The 22486-nt window shown below is 69.5% G+C and carries 17 protein-coding genes; 7 read left to right on the top strand and 10 right to left on the bottom strand.

Going from position 1 to position 22486, the window contains the following annotated elements; translation table 11 throughout:
• The 4 genes from L3V18_RS19010 to L3V18_RS18995 form a co-directional block, all read right to left on the bottom strand.
• Positions 1-1049: DEAD/DEAH box helicase (locus tag L3V18_RS19010; RefSeq protein WP_237057022.1), on the bottom strand; the 1049-nt coding region annotated here is incomplete at its 3' end.
• Positions 1050-1177: 128 nt separating this feature from the next.
• Entirely contained in the window at positions 1178-3613 is a 2436-nt protein-coding gene (locus tag L3V18_RS19005) for a TonB-dependent receptor (RefSeq protein WP_237057020.1), read from the bottom strand.
• 303 nt (positions 3614-3916) lie between these two features.
• A complete protein-coding gene (locus tag L3V18_RS19000; RefSeq protein ID WP_237057017.1) occupies positions 3917-5128 on the bottom strand; it encodes an SO2930 family diheme c-type cytochrome in 1212 nt (403 codons plus the stop codon).
• On the bottom strand, positions 5121-6329 hold the full coding sequence (locus tag L3V18_RS18995; RefSeq protein WP_237057015.1) for a parallel beta-helix domain-containing protein: 1209 nt from the start codon (positions 6327-6329) through the stop codon (positions 5121-5123). The genes L3V18_RS19000 and L3V18_RS18995 overlap by 8 nt, the downstream gene beginning before the upstream one ends.
• 357 nt (positions 6330-6686) lie before the next feature.
• Between L3V18_RS18995 and L3V18_RS18990 the strand changes: the two genes are divergently transcribed.
• Positions 6687-7742, top strand: coding sequence for an AraC family transcriptional regulator (locus tag L3V18_RS18990; protein ID WP_237057013.1), 1056 nt, complete (start codon positions 6687-6689; stop codon positions 7740-7742).
• A gap of 243 nt (positions 7743-7985) precedes the next feature.
• Here the strand turns inward: L3V18_RS18990 and L3V18_RS18985 are convergent, their stop codons facing one another.
• The 5 genes from L3V18_RS18985 to L3V18_RS18965 form a co-directional block, all read right to left on the bottom strand.
• The gene (locus tag L3V18_RS18985) at positions 7986-8366 is read right to left on the bottom strand and encodes a RidA family protein (protein ID WP_237057011.1); all 381 of its coding nucleotides are present in this window, start codon (positions 8364-8366) and stop codon (positions 7986-7988) included.
• A gap of 115 nt (positions 8367-8481) precedes the next feature.
• Positions 8482-10701 (bottom strand): RelA/SpoT family protein, encoded by a 2220-nt coding sequence (locus tag L3V18_RS18980; RefSeq protein ID WP_237057010.1) that lies wholly within the window; start codon positions 10699-10701, stop codon positions 8482-8484.
• A gap of 425 nt (positions 10702-11126) precedes the next feature.
• A complete protein-coding gene (rpoZ, locus tag L3V18_RS18975) occupies positions 11127-11426 on the bottom strand; it encodes a DNA-directed RNA polymerase subunit omega (protein WP_237057009.1) in 300 nt (99 codons plus the stop codon).
• Between the two features lie 230 nt (positions 11427-11656).
• Positions 11657-12286, bottom strand: coding sequence for a guanylate kinase (gene gmk / locus L3V18_RS18970; RefSeq protein WP_237057008.1), 630 nt, complete (start codon positions 12284-12286; stop codon positions 11657-11659).
• An 8-nt stretch (positions 12287-12294) separates the two neighbouring features.
• Positions 12295-13155 (bottom strand): YicC/YloC family endoribonuclease, encoded by an 861-nt coding sequence (locus L3V18_RS18965; RefSeq protein WP_237057007.1) that lies wholly within the window; start codon positions 13153-13155, stop codon positions 12295-12297.
• 110 nt (positions 13156-13265) lie between these two features.
• Between L3V18_RS18965 and rph the strand changes: the two genes are divergently transcribed.
• The 6 genes from rph to L3V18_RS18935 all read left to right on the top strand — a co-directional run bounded on the left by rph (position 13266) and on the right by L3V18_RS18935 (position 19736).
• Positions 13266-14027 (top strand): ribonuclease PH, encoded by a 762-nt coding sequence (gene rph, locus L3V18_RS18960; protein WP_237057006.1) that lies wholly within the window; start codon positions 13266-13268, stop codon positions 14025-14027.
• Entirely contained in the window at positions 14024-14416 is a 393-nt protein-coding gene (locus L3V18_RS18955; protein ID WP_237057005.1) for a VOC family protein, read from the top strand. The genes rph and L3V18_RS18955 overlap by 4 nt, the downstream gene beginning before the upstream one ends.
• Positions 14413-15036, top strand: a complete 624-nt coding sequence (gene rdgB, locus L3V18_RS18950) for an RdgB/HAM1 family non-canonical purine NTP pyrophosphatase (protein ID WP_237057003.1) — start codon at positions 14413-14415, stop codon at positions 15034-15036. Before L3V18_RS18955 ends, rdgB begins: the two co-directional genes overlap by 4 nt.
• 220 nt (positions 15037-15256) lie before the next feature.
• A complete protein-coding gene (hemW, locus tag L3V18_RS18945) occupies positions 15257-16525 on the top strand; it encodes a radical SAM family heme chaperone HemW (RefSeq protein ID WP_237057001.1) in 1269 nt (422 codons plus the stop codon).
• A 488-nt stretch (positions 16526-17013) separates the two neighbouring features.
• Positions 17014-19377: a DUF1631 family protein gene (locus L3V18_RS18940; protein ID WP_237056999.1), complete on the top strand. Its 2364-nt coding sequence runs from the start codon at positions 17014-17016 to the stop codon at positions 19375-19377.
• A 62-nt stretch (positions 19378-19439) separates the two neighbouring features.
• Positions 19440-19736: a PilZ domain-containing protein gene (locus L3V18_RS18935; RefSeq protein ID WP_237057026.1), complete on the top strand. Its 297-nt coding sequence runs from the start codon at positions 19440-19442 to the stop codon at positions 19734-19736.
• A gap of 33 nt (positions 19737-19769) precedes the next feature.
• Here L3V18_RS18935 and L3V18_RS18930 read toward each other — a convergent pair whose 3' ends face one another.
• Positions 19770-22481, bottom strand: a complete 2712-nt coding sequence (locus tag L3V18_RS18930; RefSeq protein WP_237056997.1) for a bifunctional diguanylate cyclase/phosphodiesterase — start codon at positions 22479-22481, stop codon at positions 19770-19772.
• Between the last annotated feature and the right edge of the window lie 5 nt (positions 22482-22486).

Below are 22486 nucleotides of genomic sequence, written 5' to 3'. Positions count from 1 at the left end.
TCCAGCCACGCACGCAGGTTGTTCAGATGCTGCTCGGCCAGCAGCTCGGTCGGCGCCATCAATGCCGCCTGCCTGCCCGCATCCACCGCCAGCATCGCCGCCAGCGCGGCGACCACGGTCTTGCCGGAACCGACGTCGCCCTGGACCAGGCGCAGCATCGGCCGCGGCTGGGCGAGGTCGCGGCGGATCTGTTCGAATACCCGTTGCTGCGCGCCGGTGAGGCGGAACGGCAGTGCCGCCTGCAGGCGCCTGGCCAGCGCGGTCTTCTTCAGCACCGGTGCGGCGTGCGCCTGCTGCGCGAGCCGTTGCCGGCGCAGGCTGAGGTGGTGGGCGAGCAGTTCCTCCAGCACCAGCCGCCGCTGCGCCGGATGGTTGCCGGCCAGCAGCGCGCCGATGTCGGCGTCCGCTGGCGGCCGGTGCACGGTCAGCAGCGCTTCGCGCAGCGACGGCAGACGCAGCTCGTCGCGCAGCGCTGCCGGGAGCAGTTCCAGACTGGCCTCGTCCGGCAACCGGTCCAGCGCCAGTCCGATCAGCCGCCGCAGCGACGCCGGACCGATGCCTTCGATCGCGGGATAGACGGGATCCAGCCGCTCGCCCAGTTCATCATCGGCGTGTTCGGGCAGGATCCGGTAGCTCGGATGCACGATCTCCAGGCCATGCTGACCGGGTCGCGGCGTCCCGTAGCAACGCACCCGCGCACCGGGCTGGAACTGCGCGACCTGGGCGGCCCGGAAGTGGAAGAAGCGCAGCACCAGGGTCGCATGCGAGTCGTCGCCGATCGCCACCCGCAGTGTCGGCCGGTAGCGGAAACCGCGCTCGACCGCCTCGACCCGGCCCTCGACCTGGGCGGCGGTGCCCGGCACCAGCGCGCGGAGCGGAACGATCGTGGTGCGATCCTCGTACTGGCGCGGCAGGTGCAACCAGAGGTCCTGCAGATTGACGATGCCGCGCACGGCCAGCTTCTCGGCCACCTTGGCACCCACTCCGGCCAGGGCGGTCAATGGCGGTTGCTGGGCGTCGATGACGACGGCGTCCCGGGACTTCGGCATCGCGCAAGCATGCCGGGAACCCGCGCAAACAAAAACCCCGGCACGAGGGCCGGGGCAAGGAGCAAGCGGTGGTGCGAACGGCGGTCGCCGTTACCGCGGGCGCCGCCGCGCCGTTCAAGAGGTCTGCGTCAGTAGTTCACGCTGAATTCCAGCCCCCAGCTGCGCGGCTGGCTCATCCGTGCGCCGACGGTGCCGAGCACGGTCTTGCCGTAGGTGCCAAGGGCGGTCACGTACTGGTTGTCGAACACGTTGGTGCCGTAGACCGCCAGGCCGAGGCGGCCGCTGGCCGAGGTCCAGCCGAGGCGGACGTCGGTGCGCTCCTGCGCCTCGCCCAGCTGCAGCGCCGGGCTCGTCCCGCAGGTGTTCTGCGACTGCGATTCATCGCTGCAGCGCGTCCTGCCGCGATAGGCGTGGCGCAGCGACAGGCGCAGGTCGCCGGCGTCGTCCAGTTGCCAGAGATAGCTCATGCCGCCGGCGACCGACCAGTACGGCGTGCCGGTGGCCTGGCCGCTGACGTCGATTCCCTCCGGGGTCACGTAGTCCTTGTAGGTGGAATCGATGAAGGCGGCATTGAGGTCGAACGACAGCGCATCGGTCGCCTGCCAGCGCGCATCGAAGTCCACGCCCCAGGCCTCCAGGTCGGAGGTATCGACGACGAAGCGCGGGATCGTGGTGGTGCTGTCCAGGCGCACCGCCTGGCGGTTGGCGTAGACGTAGTAGTAGGCCGACGCGTTGTACTGCAGCCGGTAGTCCGGCAGCGCATGCTTGATGCCGGCCTCGAAGTTCCACACGTCCTCGTTGTCGAACTCGCTGCCGATCTGCAGCGCGTTGAAGCCGCCGGCCTTGTAGCCCTTGGCCAACGAGGCGAAGCCCATCAGCCCGTCGCTGAAGTGGTAGTCGACGACGAAGCGCGGGCTGAGATCGTCCCAGGACTTCGACGCGCGGTTCGTCGCGCCCTTGTTCAGCATCGCCGGCGGGTCGATGAAGGCGATGTCGAAGACGAAGGCCTCGCGCGGCAGGCCAAGCAGGCCGAAGATGCCCAGGGCCTCCATCTGATCGAGGGTCGCGTCCAGCGTGGGGGCATCGCGCAGATCGTTGAACCAGCTGAACTCCTTCTCGTCGCGGGTGTAGCGCAGACCGAAGGTCAGGTTCAGGCGATCGTTGACATGCCAGATCACGTCGCCATACAGCGCGTAGGCCTTGGTATCGAGATCGTTGACGAACTTCTCGTTCCACTGGTGGCCGAGCAGGCTGAGCGGAATGCCGTTGGCCTGCATCACCTGGGTAACGAAACCGAACAGTGTTCCATCCGGCGTCGGTGCCATCCCGAGATTGCGCACGATGGTGTCGACCGAATCCGAGTATGCATTGACCTCGCTGGTCTGGTCGGCGCTCTCCTTGAAGTAGCTGGCGCCCGCCACCCAGTCCAGCGCGCCGGTGGTGCCGCTGAAACGGAACTCCTGGTAGTAGTTGCGGTTGCTCTCGGTGTTGGTCGAGTCGACATAGAGATAGCGGCGGTCGGTGCCGTCCTCTTCGACCCGGTTGACCGAGTCGTAGTCGTGCCAGGCGGTGGTCGAGGTCAGGTTGCCCCACTCGAATGCGTGATCGACGATCAGGGTCGCGCCGTCGAAGCGCCGCGACTCCTCGTTGCCGTCGGCGTCGACGGTGGCCGGGGTCCTGCGCGGGTCCAGGTAGGCGGTCTCGTCGACCGGCAGCGGGATCAGTCCCGGTGCCGGCGGCAGCGGCACGATCCCGATCGTGGCCTGGCCCAGCTGGTCCAGGCTCTCGTGGTCCCAGCTGATCCAGGCGGTGGTGTTGTCGCCCAGGCGGGTGCTGAACGCGGCGCGCGTCGCCCAGTTGTTCTCCGGCGCGAGGTCCTCGCCGGTGTTCGCATCCTGCAGCCAGCCGTCGGCGTGGTTGAACAGGCCGTTGAGGCGGAACGCCGACTGCTCGCCGACCGGGATGTTGGCCATGCCCTCCAGGTACTGCTTGCCGTCCTCCGCCAGGCGCAGCCTGGCCCGCGCTTCGGTCTCCGGCCCCGGACGGTGGGTGATGATCGAGATCGCTCCGGCGGCGGTGTTGCGGCCGAACAGGGTGCCCTGCGGCCCCTTCAGCACCTCGATCCGCTCGACGTCGGTGAACGGCAGCAGCACGCCACCGCCACGGCCGGCGTAGACGCCGTCGACGTAGACGCCGACCGCCGGATCGGTGCCGATGCCGAAGTCGTCGGTGCTGATGCCGCGCAACTGGAAGCTGGGCTGGGTCGGTTGCTGGCTGTCGACGACCAGGCCGGGAACGAAGGAGTCGATGTCGCCCAGGTCCTCGGCGGCGACGTCGTCGAGCAGCCGTTCGTTGACCACCTGCAGCGCGATCGGCACGTCCTGCAGCTCCTGTTCGCGACTCTGCGCGGTGACCGTGATCGCGTCGAGCGTGGTCGCGTCGGGACCGGTGCCTGCGCCGTCGTCCTGCGGCGCGGCGAAGGCCACGGATGCGGCGCCGGCCGCGAGGCTGCCGAACAGGGCCTGGCGTACGCGCAGGCTCAAGGGATGCTTGCGAACGGTCATGAGTACTCCCCTACTCGATGATTGCGGTGGATGTGCTTGCGATTGACCTGCTGGTGGTAGGAGCGGCGTGAGCCGCGATTGGTTCTCTCGGGAAAACTTCTTCGCGGCTTACGCCGCTCTACAGATCCTGTGAAGCGTGCTGCCGGCGGTGAATACATGTCTCGCCGCCTCCGGTGAAGCAATACGCGATATCGGGGTGCCTGTCCGCGGATTGGCGATGCCCGCGGAGCCATCCGGCACAGCCCTCGCGCCACCGGATGCCGGACGCGCGCCGCCAGGGCTGCGCCTGCCGCGACGCCGTATTCATCCCGCCTCTCCGCAGGTGCCCTGCTGGGCCGCGATCCACGCCTCGATCAGCGCGACGCCCTCGCGATGGACGACGCTGCGACCGAGCTCGGGCATCATCACCCCGGGATCTTTGCTGATCATGCGATAGGTCAGGATCGAGCGCTCCGGATGCCCGGGCACGATCCCGTAGCGACGGTTGCCGGTGCCATGCCCGGCTGCGATCGGCAGCTTGCAGCGGCCGAGCCGCAGCGGCTCGTCGACGCTGCTGCCCAGCCACAGGCCCGAGGTGTTGCCGGGTCCGTCCGGACTGTGGCAGTGCGCGCAGTTGATGTCGAGGTAGGCGCGTGCCCGCGCCTCCACGCTTTCGCCCTCGTCGCGCCAGTCGGCGATGCGTGGCAGCCCGTCGCCGGCCGGCATCCCCTGCAGATAGCCTAGCGACTGCCAGTGCTGCAACTGGTTCCCGTGCACGACCGCGCCATCGGCGCCGCGGTAGTCGAAGTCGCGATTGAGATGCCGCGCCTTCGGGCCGATCGGCTGCAGCGTCTTGCTGCGGATGTCGGTGCCGTGGCAGCCGGCGCACTGGTTCTGGTCCGGCACCTGGTAGGTCGCCTGTTCGCGGTCGCCGGCGCCCGCCTCGACCAGGGTCAGCGGCACCAGTTCACCGCTGCGCATCAGTTGTGCCTGGGTCTGTTCGCGGTTCCATACATACGGCAGCGCGATCCAGCCGGACTCGCGGCGAACCAGCAGCCGGGTCTCGATCAGGCGCACCTTGTCCAGTTCCAGCCGTCCGCCCGGCAGGGCGCCCTCGCCGCCCTGGCTGCGCAGCACCGCGTCGCTGTCCGCCGGCTCGCCCGCCAACCGCGGATAATAGAAGGTCTTGCTGATGATCGTGCCGACCGGGAACTCGAACGTCGCCTCGTCGTCATAGCGTGCGGTCTTGCCGTCGGGCATCCACACCGTGCGCAGCTTGTGCGCGTAGTCGGAGAACAGCGGTGTGTTCAGATCGTAGGGGACGACGCCCGCACCGGGCGTCATCACCCCGTCCTCGAACACGAACAGGTTCCATTCGGCCAGCGTCGCCGGCTGTCCTTCGGCGTGGAAGCGCACCGGTTCGGAGACCGGCCTGCACGCCGCGGCGGCCGCCAGTGCGCATGCCAGCAACAACATACGCAGCCAGGCCACCGGTGCCGGCTTGGCCACCGCACGGATCCACGCCGCGTCAGCCACGCTGCAGATCCACCTCGGGCAGCGACGGCAGGCGGCAGTCGAAGGCCGCGGTGTCCCGGCTCGGGCTCTTGTAGCCGCCCGGCCCGTCGGCGTTGATCACGCCCGACACGTCGTGCAGGCAGATCTGCGGGCCATCTTCACGCCCCGCATTGAAGTAGCCGTCCCAGAGTACGTCCGGGAAGCGGCCGCCCAGCCCGTACACCGCCAGCTTCAGCGCCTTCAGATCGAGGCCGTCCGGGGCATCGCCGCCACCGGACAGCCGGTTGCCGTGCACGAAGATGCGTTCGGGATACGGATCGAAGCTCTCCGAGCGGCTGTCGTCCTTGTAGCCGGTCGAATAGACGCTGGAGACGATGATGTTCGCGGTTCTGTTGTCCTTGATGTCGTTGTCGAAGATCTCGACGTCGTCGTTGGAGTTGATCACCAGGCCGCTTCCGGCCGGCACGCTCGCCACCGGCGTGCCCTTGGCTCCGAAATTGGCGGTGTTGTTGGCGACCACCTGGTTGCGGAACACGCGGATATTGCCGCCCGGCTGCTCCAGCGCCGGCATGTTGAACACCAGGATGCCGCCGGTGTTGTTCGTGGCGACGTTGTCGTGGACGTCGGCGTTTACCGTGTTCTCGATCTCGATGCCGGCGACGTTGTACTCGGCACGGTTGTTGCGCACGATCACGTCGCGCGACTGGCCGACGTAGATGCCGGCGTCCGACGCACCGATCGCGATCGAGTCCTCGACCAGCACGTTGCGGGTCTTCACCGGGTAGATCCCGTAGCCGCCGTTGCCGGTATCCGGACCGCCGGTCCACTCGACCCGCACGCCACGGATGGTGATGTGCTCGCCCTCGTTGATCTTCAGGCCATCGCCCCGGGCGTCCTCGATCGCCAGGTTCTCGATGGTGAAGCGGCTGGCGTTGACCAACAGCCCTTCGGCGCCGGCCTTCTGGCCCTTGAAGCTGAGCACGCTGCGGTCGTGGCCGGCGCCGCGCAGGGTCACGTCGTCGACGCGCAGGCTCAGGCTGCGATCGAAGCTGTAGCGGCCCGGCGGCACCTCGATCACGTCGCCAGGCCTGGCATCGAGCAGGCGCTCGCGCAGTGTCTGTGCGAAGGCGGCATCGCCCTCGGCCACGCTCGCGGTCGGCACATGGTCCGAACCGGTGTCGCCGCATGCCGCCAGCGCGATCGCCACGACGGTGGCCAGCATGACGCCATGCGCCCGCCCGCATCCTGCCGAGTCCCCGCCATGCATCCGGCTCCTGGTCCTGTACGCCATCGAGATACCCCTCATCGCTGCCCCTGTCGGTGCCATCCGGCTGTCATCACAGTCTCCAATGACGACCGGCACGGGCGTGAGGGCAAACCCGGCATAGAATGGGGGGCAAAGCGGACAAGCTGGCGTGGGGCCACGCAAAGGGCTTGACGGGATCGCGCCCTGGATCCGGTTCCGGGCCGGCGCGAAGGGGCGGCACGGCAGGCGCATGGCGACGAGCGACGCCGGCAGGGGACCGAAGACCACGCGGACTTGCTGAGTTACTTGCGGGATACAACACCAGGCCAGCGTATGCCAGCGAACGATCTTCCGGACACTGCCGCGCTCCACGTCGCCAACATCAAGAGCGGAATCGTCGGCGGCCTGATCGCGCGCGCCGACGAGCTCGGCGTGCCCTGCGAGGGCTGGTTTGCCGGCCTGCGCCTGCAGCGTTCGCAGTTCGACGCCGAGCCGCCGGTCTACCTGTCCTACCGCCAGGCCTGCGAGATCGTCCGCCGCGCGCTGCAAAGCCTGCCCGGCGAAGGCCACGGCCTGGTGCTCGGCCAGCGCCAGGACATCGGCCACTTCGGCCTGCTCGGGCTGGCGATGCTGACCGCGGAGAACTTCGGCGAGGCGCTGCGAATCGGCATCCGCTATGCACCGGTCACCGGCGCGATGATGGAGCTGCAGCTCGAACCGTCCCGCGCTGCGGATGACGGCGACAGTGTCGCGGTCTCGGCGCGGATGCGGACGCGGGAAGCCGACATCGAGCCGTTCCTGTGCGAGGAGTTGTTCTCGAGCTGTCTGATGCTGTGCCGCGGCCTGCTCGGTCCGGACTTCAGGCCGTTGCGCGTCGAACTTGCCTATCCGGCGCCGGTCCATGCCGATGCGTACATGCGTGTGTTCGACTGCGAGGTCACGTTCGACGCCGGCGTCAACCGGGTCGTGATCGCGCGGCGCTGGCTGCAGGCGGCGATGCCGGCGCACAACCCGGCCAGCGCCGCCCATGTGCTGGCGCTATGCCGTGAGCAGATGCCGGCCGAGCGACCGGTCGACGAGATCGTCAGTGCGGTCGAACGGCTGCTGCGGCTGCAGCTGGCCGACAGCCCCCGACTGGTCGACATCGCCGCCGAACTGCATCTGACCGAACGCACGTTGCGCCGGCACCTGCACGACGCCCGCACCAGCTACAAGGCGATCCACGACCGGGTCCGGCGCGAGACCGCCGAAGCGCTGCTGCGCAGGCCCGGCGTGCGCATCTCCGAGGTCGGCGCGGCGGTCGGCTTCCGCGATGCGCGCGAGTTCCGCCGCGCGTTCAAACGCTGGACCGGCATCGCCCCGCGCGAGATGCGGATGCATTCAGGCTGAGCGGAGCGTATCCCGCCCGCGGGGCGGAACGTGAATGCCCCCGCAGGAGCGGTATCAGCCGCAATCGGGCCTTCACGGGGAAGCCTCGTCGCGGCTCACGCCGTCCCTACACCATGGCGCCCCCCCCTGAATCAGGGCGATCCGCGCGCAGCGCGAAAGGGGGTGTGGAAGCGCAACGGCGGGGCCCGCAGCAAACTTTGCGGATTCCCGGGCGCAGCCCGGGAATCGCAGCCCACGCCGCTCCTACAGCACCAGGATCGCGTCGACCTCGAAGGCCGCGCCCTTCGGCAATCCGGCCACTTCGATGGTCGACCGTGCCGGGTACGGCGCCTGGAAGAACTCGCCCATCACCGCGTTCACCGCAGCGAAGTCGCCCAGGTCGGTGACGTACAGGCCGAGCCGCACCACCTGCGCCAGCGAGCCACCAGCCGCCTCGCAGACCGCACTGAGATTCTCGAACGCCCGCCGTGCCTGCGCGCTGATGTCGCCGGACACGATCTCGCCCGTCGCCGGATCCAGCGGGATCTGGCCCGACAGGTAGACGGTGTTGCCGGCGCGGACGGCCTGCGAATACGGACCGATCGCGGCCGGGGCGTTCTCGGTATGGATGATCTGGCGACTCATGCATCGACTCCTTGGACGGGGCCTGCAAGTCTAGTCGAGCCGGCGGCCGGCGATCGTCGCGGAACCCCGCAGCTGCCTCGAGCGGCAGCCGTCGCCAACACCGGCACGGATCGGATCAGATCCGCTGCACGCCCAGCACCACCTGCAGCCGGCGCACGCGCCGGATCACGTCGGCCAGGTGGCGACGGTCGGCGACTTCGATCGAGAATTTCATCACCGCGACATTGGTGTCGCGTTCCAGGTATTCGACGCGGTCGATGTTCGACTCCGCGTCGGCCACCGCGGCGGCCACCTGCGCCAGCGCGCCCGGACGGTTGTCGACCTCGATCTTGAGCGCGGCGGCGAAGTCGCCGGACACCTCGCGATCCCAGCCGATCGGGACCCAGCGATCGGGCGACTTGCGGTACTCGGCCACGTTCGGGCAATCCATCCGGTGCACGACCACGCCCTTGCCGGCTGTGTGATAGCCCATGATCTCGTCGCCGGGAATCGGCAGGCAGCAGTGGGCGAAGCTGATCACACCGCGCTCGGCGCCGGTGATCAGGATCCTGTCGTCCGGCCGTGGCGTACGCACCGCCTTGCGCCGCTCCGGCCCGCCCGGCGTCTCCCGCGCCAGCGCCTGCGCGACCTGGCTCGGCATGCGGTTGCCGAGCGCGATCTCGGCCAGCAGCGCCTCCAGGCGCGGGAACCGGTGTTCGGCGAGGTAGGTGTCGATCCGCACCTGCGGCACGCGGTCGAGCGAGGTGTCCAGACCCTCCAGCGCGCGGTCGAGCATGCGATGGCCGAGCTGGACCGCATCCTCGTGGCCGATCTGCTTCAGCTGCTGGCGGATCGCGGTGCGCGCCTTGCCCGAGACCACGAACTCCAGCCACTGGGGTTTGGGCGTGGACGACCGGGCGGTGATGATCTCGACCCGCTGACCGCTGCCCAGCCGGGTCCGCAACGGCGACAGCTTGCCGTCGACGCGCGCCGCCACCGCCTGGTTGCCGACGTCGGTGTGTACCGCATAGGCGAAGTCCAGTGCGGTGGAGTTGCGCGGCAGCGACATGATGTCGCCCTTGGGCGTGAACAGATAGACCTCGTCCGGGAACAGGTCGACCTTGACGTTCTCCAGGAACTCCAGCGACGAGCCGGTCGCATGCTGCGACTCGACCAGCCCGGTGATCCAGCTGTGCGCGCGGCTCTGCGCGCTGTTCGGGCCTTCGGCGCCGTCCTTGTAGGACCAGTGCGCGGCGATGCCCTTCTCGGCGATCAGGTCCATCTCCTCGGTGCGGATCTGCACCTCGACCGGAGAACCGTAGGGACCGAACAGCACGGTATGCAGCGACTGGTAGCCGTTCGCCTTCGGGATCGCGATGAAGTCGCGGAAACGCGCGTCGAGCGGCTTGTAGGTCGCGTGCACGACGCCCAGCGCGTGGTAGCAGTCGGGTACCGAACGCACCACGATGCGGAAACCGAACACGTCCATCACCTGGGTGAAGCTCTTATGCTCGGCGCGCATCTTGGTGTAGATGCTCCACGGCGACTTCACCCGGCTGATCAGGCGGTGCTGCAGCTTTTCCTTGGCCAGCCGCTGCGCGAGGTTGGCCTCGATCTGCACCAGCGCCTCGCGACGGACCACCGGCTGGGTGCGGATGCGCTTCTCGATCACCGCGTGGCGCCACGGATGCAGCGCGCGGAAGCCCAGGTCCTGCAATTCGGCCTTGATCAGGTTCATGCCCAGGCGCTGGGCGATCGGCGCGTAGATCTCCAGCGTCTCGCGGGCGATGCGCTGGCGCGCCTCCGCGCTCTGCGCACCGAGCGTACGCATGTTGTGCAGGCGGTCGGCGAGCTTGATCAGGATCACCCGCAGATCGCGCGACATCGCCAGCAGCATCTTGCGGAAGCTCTCCGCGGTCGCCTCGGCGCGGTCGCGGAACTGCAGCTTGTCCAGCTTGGTGACGCCGTCCACCAGCTCGGCGACGGTCTCGCCGAACTCCTCCGCCAGGCATTCACGGGTGACCGGGGTGTCCTCGATGGTGTCGTGCAGGATCGCCGCGATCAGGGTCTCGACGTCGAGCCCCTGCTCGGCCAGCACCCGCGCGACCGCCACCGGGTGGGTGATGTAGGGCTCGCCGGACTTGCGGGTCTGTCCGGCGTGCGCCGAGGCCCCCACCGTCCACGCGCGACGCAGCTGCTGGCGCTGCGAGTCGTCAAGGTAACTGGCGGCACGCTCGAGCTCCTGCACGTAATCGGGCAGCGAGCCGTCGACCCCGTCCAGCAAGGCAGCCCCCGCGGCCGGAGCGGACCTGGCCGGAGTGCGGGTGGAGCCGGGCGTGGCGGGATGTGCGGACATATGGGCAATCTAGCAGGGTGTCGAAGGACGCACATCCCGTGCGTCCGGCAGCTCGTCGGGCCGACGCCTCGCCGCACTTGCCGCGGCAGATCAGGCGCTCGCGGGCCGCCCGCCGGAGCACTCGCGTCCAGGGCGGGAACCCCACGGCCGCGCGCTCCGCCATCGGAGGCAAGGCCGTCGTCACGGTGCGGAACGGCCATCCGGCTGCCGCGTTCGCCCGCCGTTCATCGCCATCGCCGACGGGTCCGTGCGGCCGGGCCGTACGGATGCGCCCACGGCCGCGGGTACCGCAGACCATGGGTGGGACCGTGGGAGGCACTGCCGCAGAAACACGACGGCCCCGCCTGGGCGGGGCCGCGGACGCCTGCCGGCCTTGCAGGCCGGGCGGCGACTGGGAAGGATCCGGCGCGAACCGGAACCGGCGCTCAGTCGTCGTTCTTGGACATGTCCTCGTCGGCGACCACCTCGGCGGCGGCCCACTCCAGCGCCTCGCGCTCCTTGCGCTCGCGCTCGGCCTTCTCGACCGCCTCGATGTACTCGGCGTCGACCTCGCGGGCGGCGATCTCGCGCAGCGCGAGCACGGTCGGTTTGTCGTTGGACTCGCTGTTGTCGATCATCGGCTCGACGTTGTTGGCCAGCTGGCGCGCGCGCTTGGCGGCCATCATGACCAGTTCGAAGCGGTTGTCGACCACTTCCAGACAATCTTCTACGGTGATGCGTGCCATGGGGCTCCTGGCGGCGCTGGGCCGTCATGCAGGCTTGGTGGGCCGGCCAGTGTAGCCGTCTACCTCCTGCAGAGGCAAGCCCACCCTTGGAAATCAGTCAGTTAGCCGTCCGCCATCCCGGTCCGCCGACACCATCCGCAACGGCTGCGGGTGGACGGGTGCCGGATCTGCCGTGGGCAGATCCGGCCCGTGGTTCCGGAAACGGCACAACATGCGTCGCCGACGACCCGTCAGCCCCCGGCTCCGGGCGGCTCCAGCAGGGCGCTGATCAGCTTGCCGTGGCGTGCGATCTGCATCTCGCGGCGCAGCCGGCTGGCGGTGAACACCGCGCACATCTCGTCCACTGCCACCGCGAAATGCTCGTTGACGATCACGTAGTCGAACTCGCCGTAGTGGGACATTTCCTCGCGCGCCGCCGCCAGCCGCTGGGCGATCACCGCCTCGCTGTCCTGACCGCGGTTGCGCATCCGCTGCTCGAGCGCGGCGCGCGACGGCGGCAGGATGAACACGCTGATCGCGCCGGGCACCTGCCTGCGAACCTGGCGTGCGCCCTGCCAGTCGATCTCCAGCAGCACGTCGCGGCCGGCCGCCAGCTGCGGCTCCACCGACTGCCGTGCGGTGCCCTTCCAGTCGCCGTGCACGCGCGCATGCTCGAAGAAGTCGCCCGCTTCCACCATCCGCTCGAACTCCGCCTCGCTGACGAAGTGGTAGTGCTCGGCGTGGCGCTCGCCCGGACGCGGCTTGCGCGAGGTGAACGAGATCGACAGGCAGATGTTCGGGTCGCGCGCGAGCACCGCGTTGACGATGCTGGATTTTCCGGCCCCGGAAGGGGCGGCGACGATGAACAGGGTTCCACGCATAGGGCGGCTCACTCGATGTTCTGGGTCTGCTCGCGGATCTGGTCGATCAGCACCTTCAGCTCGACCGCCGCGGCCGAGCTGCGCGCGTCCACCGACTTGGAACCCAGCGTGTTCGCCTCGCGGTTGAACTCCTGAAGCAGGAAGTCGAGCCGACGGCCGACCGCCTCGCGCAGCTTCAGCACGCGTCGCGCCTCGCCGACGTGCGCACTGAGGCGGTCGAGCTCCTCGTCGACGTCGAGCTTCTGCAGCCAGATCACCAGCTCCTGCTCAAGTCGGCCCGGCTCCAGCGGCTGCGACAGGTCGGCGAGACGGGCCTGGAGCTTCTGCCTCTGGGCGTCGCGGATCACCGGCATCAGTTCCCGCAGGGTCTCGACATGCGTCCCGATCCCGTCCAGCCGCTCGCCGATGAAAGCGGCCAGCTTGGCGCCCTCGCGCTCGCGTGAGGCGACGAATTCGTCGAGCACCTCGTCCAGCAGCGCCAGCGCTTCGCCCTGCAATGCCGCCGGATCGGCCGCCGGCGCCTGCAGCACGCCGGGCAGCTGCAGCAGCTGGGCGAACTCGGTATGCAGGCCGGGAAAGCGCGAGGACAGGTCCAGCGCGAGCTCGCTCAGTTCGCGCAGGCGGGTCGGATCGACTCTCAGCGCACCCTCGCCTTCCGGCATGCGCAGGCGCAGCGTCAGGTCGAGCTTGCCGCGCGACAGGCGCGCCGCGACGCGCTCCCGCAGCATCGGCTCGAGCGGCCGCAGATCGTCGTGCAGGCGCGTGCCGATCTCCAGGAAGCGGTGATTGACCGAGCGCAGCTCGCAGGCCAGCGAGCCCCAGGGCGTGGCGCGCTCGCCACTGGCGAAAGCGGTCATGCTGCGGATCATGCGGTTGTCCTGCCGGTCTGGGCGCTGCGATGCGGCCGTGAAGTATGCCATTTCGGGGGCCGGCGGCCGAACGGATAGAATCGCGTTCCGATCCGACGTACACGTGCCCGATGACCGATCCGACCGCGAGTTCCCCCGCCCCCGCACGCCCCAGCGGCCGCGCGCCCGATCAATTGCGCGAGGTTCGCATCGAGCGCGGCTACACCCGCCACGCGGAAGGCTCGGTGCTGATCAGCTTCGGCGACACCCGCGTGCTGTGCACGGCCAGCGTCGAGAACCGGGTGCCGGCGTTCCTGCGCGGCAAGGGCGAGGGCTGGATCACCGCCGAGTACGGCATGCTGCCGCGCGCGACCCATACCCGCAGCGACCGCGAGGCCGCCCGCGGCAAGCAGGGCGGACGCACGCTGGAAATCCAGCGGCTGATCGGCAGATCGCTGCGCGCCTGCGTCGACCGGTCGCTGCTGGGCGAACGCACGATCACCCTCGACTGCGACGTGCTGCAGGCCGACGGCGGCACCCGCACCGCGGCGATCACCGGCGCCTACGTGGCCTTGGTCGATGCGGTGAACGAGCTGATTCGGAGCGGAGAGATCAAGCCGAAGGGCGGCCGCACGCCTGTGTTCGGCGCCGTGGCGGCGGTGTCGGTCGGGATATGGAAGGGGGTGCCGGTGCTCGACCTCGACTATGCCGAGGACAGCGACTGCGACACCGACATGAACGTGGTGATGAACGACGGCGGCGGCTTCATCGAGCTGCAGGGCACCGCCGAGGGCCACGCATTCCGGCGTGAGGAACTCGACGCGATGACCGCGCTGGCGCAGGACGGGATCGCGACACTGATCGGATTGCAGCGCGAGGCGCTGGCCGGGTGAGGCGGCACATCGCATCGATCGCACTGCTGGTGCACGACTACGATGAGGCGATCGCCTGGTACCGCGATGCGCTGGGGTTCGCCCTGATCGAGGACACCGACCAGGGCGGCGGCAAGCGCTGGGTACGCATGGCGCCCGGTAGCGATCCGCGGTTCAGCCTGCTGCTGGCGCGCGCCGACAATCCGCGCCAGCAGGCCGTCGTCGGCGACCAGCACGGCGGTCGCGTCGGCTACTTCCTGTACACCGACGACTTCCAGCGCGATTTCGCGGCGATGACCCACAAGGGCGTACGCTTCCTTGAAGCGCCGCGCGAGGAGGCCTACGGCACGGTCGCCGTGTTCGAGGACCTGTACGGCAACCGCTGGGACCTGCTGGAACCGAAGCCATGAGACCGACCCCGCCCCGTCCGGCCGCATCGCGCTGGGTGATCGCCAGCAGCAACGCCGGCAAGCTGCGCGAATTCCGCGAGTTGCTCGGCGGCGACGGCAGGATCAAATTCGTCACCCAGGGCCAGCTGGGGGTCGGCGATGCCGAGGAAACCGGGCTGAGCTTCGTCGAGAACGCCTTGCTCAAGGCGCGCCACGCCGCGGCCGCGACCGGTCTGCCGGCGCTGGGCGACGACTCGGGGCTGTGCGTGGATGCGCTCGACGGTGCGCCGGGGCTGTACTCGGCCCGCTACGCCGGCGGCCACGGCGATGCCCGGGCCAACATCGCCAAGCTGCTCACGGCGCTGGCAGGCGTGCCGGAGACGCAACGCAACGCCCATTTCATCGCCGTGATCGTGCTGCTGCGCCATGCCGAGGACCCGCAGCCGCTGATCGCGCAGGGCATCTGGCGGGGACGCATCCTCGACGCGCCCCGCGGCGATGGCGGCTTCGGCTACGACCCGGTGTTCCGCCCCGACGGCCATGCCTGCAGCGCGGCCGAACTCGATCCGGCGCTGAAGAACCGGATCAGCCATCGCGGCCTGGCGCTGAATGCACTGCAACGGCAATTGCCGCACCTGTAGGAGCGGCGTGAGCTGCGACCGGGCGTTCATGGGAAAGCCTCATCGCGGCTCACGCCGCTTCCACGGCATGGGTCCAGCCCCCTGAGTCAGGGCGCGATTCGCGCCGCAGGCGCGGAGGTGTGGCAACGCAACGGCGAGGCCCATGGTTTGCGCAGCAAACTTTGGGGATTCCCGGGCGCAGCCCGGGAATCGCGGCTCGCGCCGCTCCTACAATAGGCGCATGCCGCACCTGTCGCCGCCGCCGCTGTCGCTGTACGTCCACCTGCCCTGGTGCGTCCGCAAGTGCCCGTACTGCGATTTCAACTCGCACGAGGGGCGCGGCCCGCTGCCGTTCGACGCCTATGTCGACGCGCTGATCCGCGATCTCGACCACGACCTGCCTCTGGTCTGGGGCCGCACCGTGCACAGCGTGTTCTTCGGCGGCGGTACGCCCAGCCTGTTTCCGCCGGAAGCCATCGACCGCTTCCTGCAGGAGGCCAGCGCGCGGCTGCGCTTCGTGCCCGGCTGCGAGGTCACCCTGGAGACCAACCCCGGCACCGCCGAGCACGGTCGCTTCGAGCTGTACCGCGAAGCGGGGATCAACCGGCTGAGCTTCGGCATCCAGAGTTTCGACGACGGCAGCCTGCGGCGGCTCGGCCGCATCCACGACAGCCGCGAGGCGGAAGCGGCAGTGAAGCTGGCCCAGGACGCCGGCCTCGACAACCTCAACCTCGACCTGATGTATGCGCTGCCGGAGCAGACCCTGGCGATGGCCGAGCGCGACCTGGAGCGTGCCTTCGCCCTCCGGCCGGCGCACATCAGCCACTACCAGCTGACCCTGGAGCCGAACACGGTATTCGCGGCGCGGCCGCCGTCGGGCATTCCCGACGAGGACCACAGCTGGGAGATGCAGGAGCATTGCCAGGCCCTGCTCGCCGACGCCGGCTACGCACAGTACGAGGTCAGCGCGTATGCACGCGATGGCCGCCGCTGCGCGCACAACCTCAACTACTGGCACTACGGCGACTACCTGGGGATCGGCGCCGGCGCCCACGGCAAGATAACGCTGCCCGCAGTCGACGACGTGCCTTCCGCGCGCATCTTCGATGCCCATGCGCGCAGCGCCGGCCCGGCCGAGACCCTGGCCGCCTCCGGGGACCGCGTCGATTCCGACGCGGCGCAGGATCCGGGCGGCATCATCCTGCGCCGCTGGAAACAGAAACATCCGGCCCGCTACATCGCCGATGCCGGCACGGATGCGGCAATCGGCGGCGACGATCCGGTGACGCCCGAACGGCGTGCGTTCGAATACATGCTCAACGCGCTGCGCCTGGTCGACGGCTTCCGGCTCGGCGAATTCATCGCCCGCACCGGCCTGGCAGCCGACGACATCCGTCCACAGTTGGAAACCGCGGTCGAGCGCGGCTGGCTGGAGCAGGACGGCAATCGCCTGCGCCCGACCGAGCTGGGTCGACGCTTCACCAACGACGTGATAGCACTGTTCCTCTAGCGTCCCTCGTCGCTCCTCGGCAGTCCCGCGGCGTGGGCCGGATCCGTCGGCAACGGTCGATGATCGCCGTCCGGACATCGCTCCATCGGCCCTGTGGCGGCCGACCGGCCAGACCAAGCGCCTCAGCAACGACCCGCTTGCCGAAGCCACGTCGGGCGTCGCAGCCGCACGCACGCAGGCCCGGCTCCCCCGTACCGCTGGCCGCCAGTCCGGCTGCGGCATCCGGAGCAGCCAGGGCATGGCAGCCCGCTGCCGCAAACCCTTGATCCGGTTGGGATCGCGCCGCAACCGGTGGCGCCCGGTTGGCACCGACCCCGCTGCAGGCTTTGCCAATCCTGGCCGAGCATGCTTCCATCTGGCGTTCACACATTCAGGCTCGGCGCAATCCTCTGGGGAATCGATGGCAGGCCCCTGGCCGAGGGCCGCGCCGACCCGTGGGCTGCCGCCATCCTGCATCACGCCATCCTGTCGGCCGGGGCAACCAGGGTATGTCTGCCAGATTGGATCCCAACACCATCCCGCTCCGCAACAGGAATCTGGCTTCGGCGGATCTGCCGCGACGCGTCCGGGCCGCACTCGAGCGCCTGTATGCGCTGGCCTCGGACAACTTCGGCCGGCAGCTCGAAAGCATGCTGTCGGACTTCGAGCAGCAGCTGTTCAGGCTCGCCGAACAGGCCCGCAATCCTGCCCTGCAGTCCGGCTATTTCGAAACCCTGCGCAAGGTGCGCCTGCATCGCGCGGCGCTGACGCCCCGTTTCATGGCCGGCCTGGAGACCGGGCTGGCGGCGATCCGCGAGCCGGCGACCGGACCATCAGGCGTGGAGGAGCCGGTCGTCCATGACGAGCTGCGCCTGGTCGACGATGCCGAAGTCAGCGAGGCCAGCGTGCTGACCAGCATCGCCTCCCGGCACGAGTCGCGGGCCGGTCTGCCACTGCTGCTGCTGGGCCAGCGTTTCGGCGTGCTTGCCGGCGCCCCGGCCTTCGACGCCGAACACCTGCCGGTGGGACCGCACCGGCTGTGCCGGCTGCTGGCCGACGCCAGCGAGGTGCTGCAGTTGGAGCAGGATTCACGGCTGTTGCTGTTCCAGAGCTTCAACGCCCACGCGATGAGCGGGTACGCGCAGCTGGTCGAGGCGATGAACGCGCTGCTGGCGCGCGAGAACATCCTGCCGGGCCTGTCGTACGTGCCGTTGCGCACCCGGCCCACCGCGCAGGACGGCGACGAGGACGCCGGAACCGCGCACGGCGGACGGGAACATGACGGAAAGGGGCACGATGGACGCGAGCATGGCGAGGCGACCGCGCACGGAGCCGCCCGCGACGCGTCCGCGCCCCGCGGGCGGACCGGGGACGACGGGACACGGCCGTTTCCGGAGCGTCCGCATACCCGCTGGTGGGGCGAGAACGGCGACGACGCCACCGTCGAGGACGAGAACGTCGCGCTGTCGGCGTTGCAGGCGCTGCTGGCCGGCCGTCGCGAGACCCTGGGCAAGCTCCGCAAGGCCCCGGACACGCGCGACCAGGTACCGCTGAAGACGCCCGACGTGGTCGCGGCGCTGGGTGCGCAGCAGAACCTCGCTCCCGCCGATTCGCCGCAGCGCCCGCGCACCATTGCCGATCTCAAGCAGGCCCTGCTGGCGCAGAGCCGCCAGCAGCACGGCCAGGCGATGCGCCTGTCGAGCGAGGACGAGGACACCTTCGAGCTGCTTGGCCTGCTCTACACCGAGATCGGCCGGGAGCTGCGCGAAGGCACGCTCAGCAGCAGCCTGCTCGAACGCCTGCAGGTGCCTCTGCTGCGCCTGGCCCTGCTCGACCGTGCGTTCTTCGTCCGCGCCCATCACCCGGCGCGCCAACTGCTCGGCGCGATCGCCGAGGCCGGCGCGAAGTGGCTGGGCGATGACGAAGACGATCCGCGGCTGGAGCGGCAGCTGCGCGAGGCGGTCGACCACGTGGTGCAGAACTACCAGGGCGACGCCGAGGTCTTCGAGGCCGCCAACCGGCCTCTGCAGCACCACCTGCAGCTGATGGCCCGCAAGGCCGAGCTGAGCGAGCGCCGCCACGTCGAGGCCGCACGCGGCAAGGAAAAACTGGTGGTGGCCCGGCGCCGCTCCGGCGAGACGATCGAACAGGCGCTGGCGGGTCGCGACCTGCCGCGGTTCCTGCGCAAGCTGCTAGACCAGGCCTGGGCCGACGTGCTGACCCTGACGCTGCTCCGCCACGGCGAGGACTCGCAGGAGTGGCGCCATTACGCGGAGATGACCACGTTGCTGGCGGCTACGGGCATCGGCAGCCAGGCCTCGCCCGAGGGCCTGGACCGGCAGGTCGAGCACGCCCTGGCCCAGGTCGGCTATCACGAGGAGGAAGCGGCCCAGATCGCCCGCCACCTGACCTCCGGCCGCGACGACGGCACCGGCCGCGATGCCGACCCGGCCTCGCGCACCGAACTGGCGATGAAGCTCAAGACGCGCGCGCGGCTGGGCGACGAGGCCAACACTCCGAAGAGCCGGCCGCTGGCGCCGCGCAACCCGCGCGAACAGGCCTGCTACGAGCACCTGCGCACGCTGCCGTTCGGTACCTGGATGGAATTCGTGCTGAACCAGCAGGGCGACGTCGTCCGCCGCAGGATCGCGTGGTTCAGCACCGTCACCGACCGCATGCTGTTCGTCAACCAGCGCGGCCAACGCGTCGACGAGCAATCGCTCGACCACGTGTCGCGGCTGATGGCGCAGAACCAGGTCCGGGTGGTCACCGCCGACCGCGGCCGGCTGATCGACCGCGCCTGGCACGCCGCCCTCAACGCCTTGCGCAACTTCGCCGGCATGCCGGACCAACTGCAGGGAGCCACGCCTTGACCGCCACCGGCCGATCCAGGGAATTCCGTCGTGCGCAGCGCCAGAGCGTGCACGGCAATGTGATGGTCACCGACAGCATGACCGACCGCGACGTCGGCCGGATCGGCAACCTGTCCGAGACGGGAATGCTGCTGATCGCACACACCCCGCTCGTCGACGATGCGCTCTACCAGTTCCGCTTCAGCCTCGGAGAGGGCTCGTCGAGCATGATCGAGGCCGGCGTCCACCTGCTCTGGCAGGACCGCGCCAGCGCGCCGGGGCAGACCTGGGCCGGGTTCCGCTTCATCACCCTGCTCGACAGCCAGCTGCACCAGTTGCGCGACTGGCTGCTGGCGAACCGCCGGCGCCGCTCCCGCTGAGTCGCCGGAACCGCGGCAGCGGGAGCCTCCCGCTCACGTCCGCACGGCCGCGCGGTGGAAGGTCACGTACTCGGGCTGGTGCAGCGCATAGCCCTGGCCATAGTCGACGCCCATCGCGACCAGGGCCTCGGTGACGCGCGGATCGTTGACCCACTCGGCCACCACCTTCAGCCCGCGCCGGTGGCCGATGTCGCTGACCGCGCGCACGATCGCCTCGCTCATCGGGTCGATCAGCATGTCGCGTATGAAGCTGCCGTCGATCTTGATGATGTCGACCGGCAGATTCTTCAGATATCCGAACGAGGACATCCCGGCGCCGAAATCGTCGAGCGCGAACGAACAGCCGACCTCGCGCAGGCGCTCGATCAGCCGCGCCACCTGCGACAGGTTGCGCACCGCCACCGTTTCGGTGATCTCGAAGCAGACACGCGAGGCGTCGACCTGGTGGCGCTCCAGCAGGACCAGGATGTAGTCGGCCAGGGAGCCATCCTCGATGCTCGCCCCCGACAGATTGACCGTGGCCATCGCCAGGTCCGCCCCGCTCGGATGCAGGCGGTCGAAATTGGCGATCACCGTCTCGATCACCCAGCGGTCGATCATCGGCATCAGTCCGTAACGCTCGGCCGCCGGCAGGAACGCGCCGGGGACCACCTGGCGGCCGTCGTCGCCGCGGAACCGCAGCAGCACTTCGATCCGCGGCCGGCCGTCGCGTGGCGCCGCCAGCGGCCAGACCTCCTGGTACTTGAGCAGCAGCAGGTGCTCGTCGACCGCCCAGCGAAGCCGGTTCGCCCACTCCATCTCGCTTTGCCGGCGGGTCGCGTCGTCGTCCAGCGCCGAATAGAAATGCACGCGGTTGCGGCCGCTCTCCTTGGCGATGTAGCAGGCGGTGTCGGCGTGGGCCAGCAGGTCGTCGAGCGAGGTGCCGGCCTGCTCGATCATCACCACGCCGATGCTGGCGGTGATGGTGTAGGAGCGCTGCTCCCAGACGAACACGTAACCGTCGATGTGGCGACGCAGGCGTTCGCCGATCTCCTCGGCACCGGCACGGTCGTGCACGTCGGCCACCAGTACGCCGAACTCGTCGCCGCCCAGCCGGGCCAGCACGTCCTCGGCGCGCAGTTGCTCGCGCATCACCATCGCCAGTTGCGCCAGCAGCTGGTCGCCGGCGATATGGCCGGAGGTGTCGTTGATCAGCTTGAACTGATCGAGGTCGATGTAGAACAGCGCGCCCGCCGGACCGCCTTCCGCGACCTCGGCGCGGATGCGGTCGAGGCGACGCTCGAACTCGCGCCGGTTGAACAGCTCGGTCAGGGTGTCGTGGCTGGCCTGGTACGACAGCAGTTCAGTGAGCTGGCGCTGCTCGGAGATGTCGGTGGCGACCATCAGCCTCATCCGCCGGCCTTCCAGGTCGACCGGTGTGATCGACACGCTGGCCCAGAAGTGGCGCGCCTCGCCGGTGCGCAGCATCGCCTCCACCCCCTGGCAGCCAGGCGAATCCTCCGCCGCCAGCTGTGTCCTCAGTCCGGCGTCCTCGAACAGGTCCTGCAGGGTGCGCTCGCCCACCTTCGCGCCCAACCGGTCGCGGGCCGCCTGGTTGGCGTAGCGGATCCGCCCGCTGTGCGCGTCCGACAGCACCACCAGCGCGGGCAGCAGCTCGTTGAGCGCGCGAAAGCGCTCCTCGCTCTCGCGGTAGCGCCGGCTCAACTGCCAACCCAGGTCCAGCGCGCGCCGATGCGTGCCCGCGAGCGATCCGACCAGCAGCGCAAGCAGCACGCTGATGACGATGCCGGGTATCAGCACGGTGTCGCGCCAGGCCGACGCCGCAGGCAGAGGCGCCAGCTGCGCCATGCGCAGGCGCCACACCCTGCCGGCGTGCTCCAGGTCGACGCTGCGCACCGCGCGCCCGTCGTCCGCGTGCCGGGCGACGATCGCATCATCGCCGGGGAAGCGGCGGCCGGGGTGCGAGTCGAACAGCAGCGCCGGCTCCGGGCCGGAGACGTCGTGGACCAGCACATGCAACCGCTCCAGCGTGTCGGCAGGCAGCGCCATCGTGATCAGGCCGCGTACCTGCAGCGACACCGCCAGCGAACCGACGGTGCGCCGACGGCGCTGCTGGACGTCGGTGGGTGGCGCGCCGGGGGTAAAGATCGGCAGGCGCAGCGTGACGCCCTCCGCCGGCGTTCCCGGCCGGTCCAGTTGTACCAGCCGGAACGGCGCCGACATCGCCGTCTCATCGGTGTCGCGCGAGAGCATCGCCGCGCGCAGATTGGCCGGCTGGCTGGAGACGTCGAGCCCCAGCAGCCGCTGGTTGCCCGCCTTTGGCGCCACCCACGTGGTGATGAGGCGATCGCCGTCCGCATGCCGGATCAGCTCGGAATAGGCCATCGCCTGCAGGCTCGGCAGGTGCCGCTGCGGCCGCAGATTCGCATAGACGCGGTCGAGCTCGGCATCGGTGACCGAATCGGAGGCAAGGAACAGCGTCTGCATCGAACGCATCAGCAGTCCGCAGGTGTGCAGTTGCGTCAGCAGGCCCGAATGGCTGCGCTCGACGATGCCGTCGAATGCCGCGTCCTGCTCGGCCTGCATACGCTTCTGCTGCAGGTTGGACACCCACAGCGTCGGCAGCATGCCCAGCACCAGCGCGACCAGGCTGGGCAGCCACGCGCTCGACCGCCGCCACGGCTTTCCGCCCGGCGGGGCCTGCGCGATCGATGAGAATCCGTCAAAATCCTTTGACGTTCCCACGAGTG

The organism is Marilutibacter chinensis, assembly GCF_021725675.1.
Taxonomy (GTDB): Bacteria; Pseudomonadota; Gammaproteobacteria; order Xanthomonadales; family Xanthomonadaceae; genus Marilutibacter; species Marilutibacter chinensis.
The sequence above is the reverse complement of the archived record's forward strand: the minus strand, read 5'-3'. Positions and strand labels throughout refer to the sequence as shown.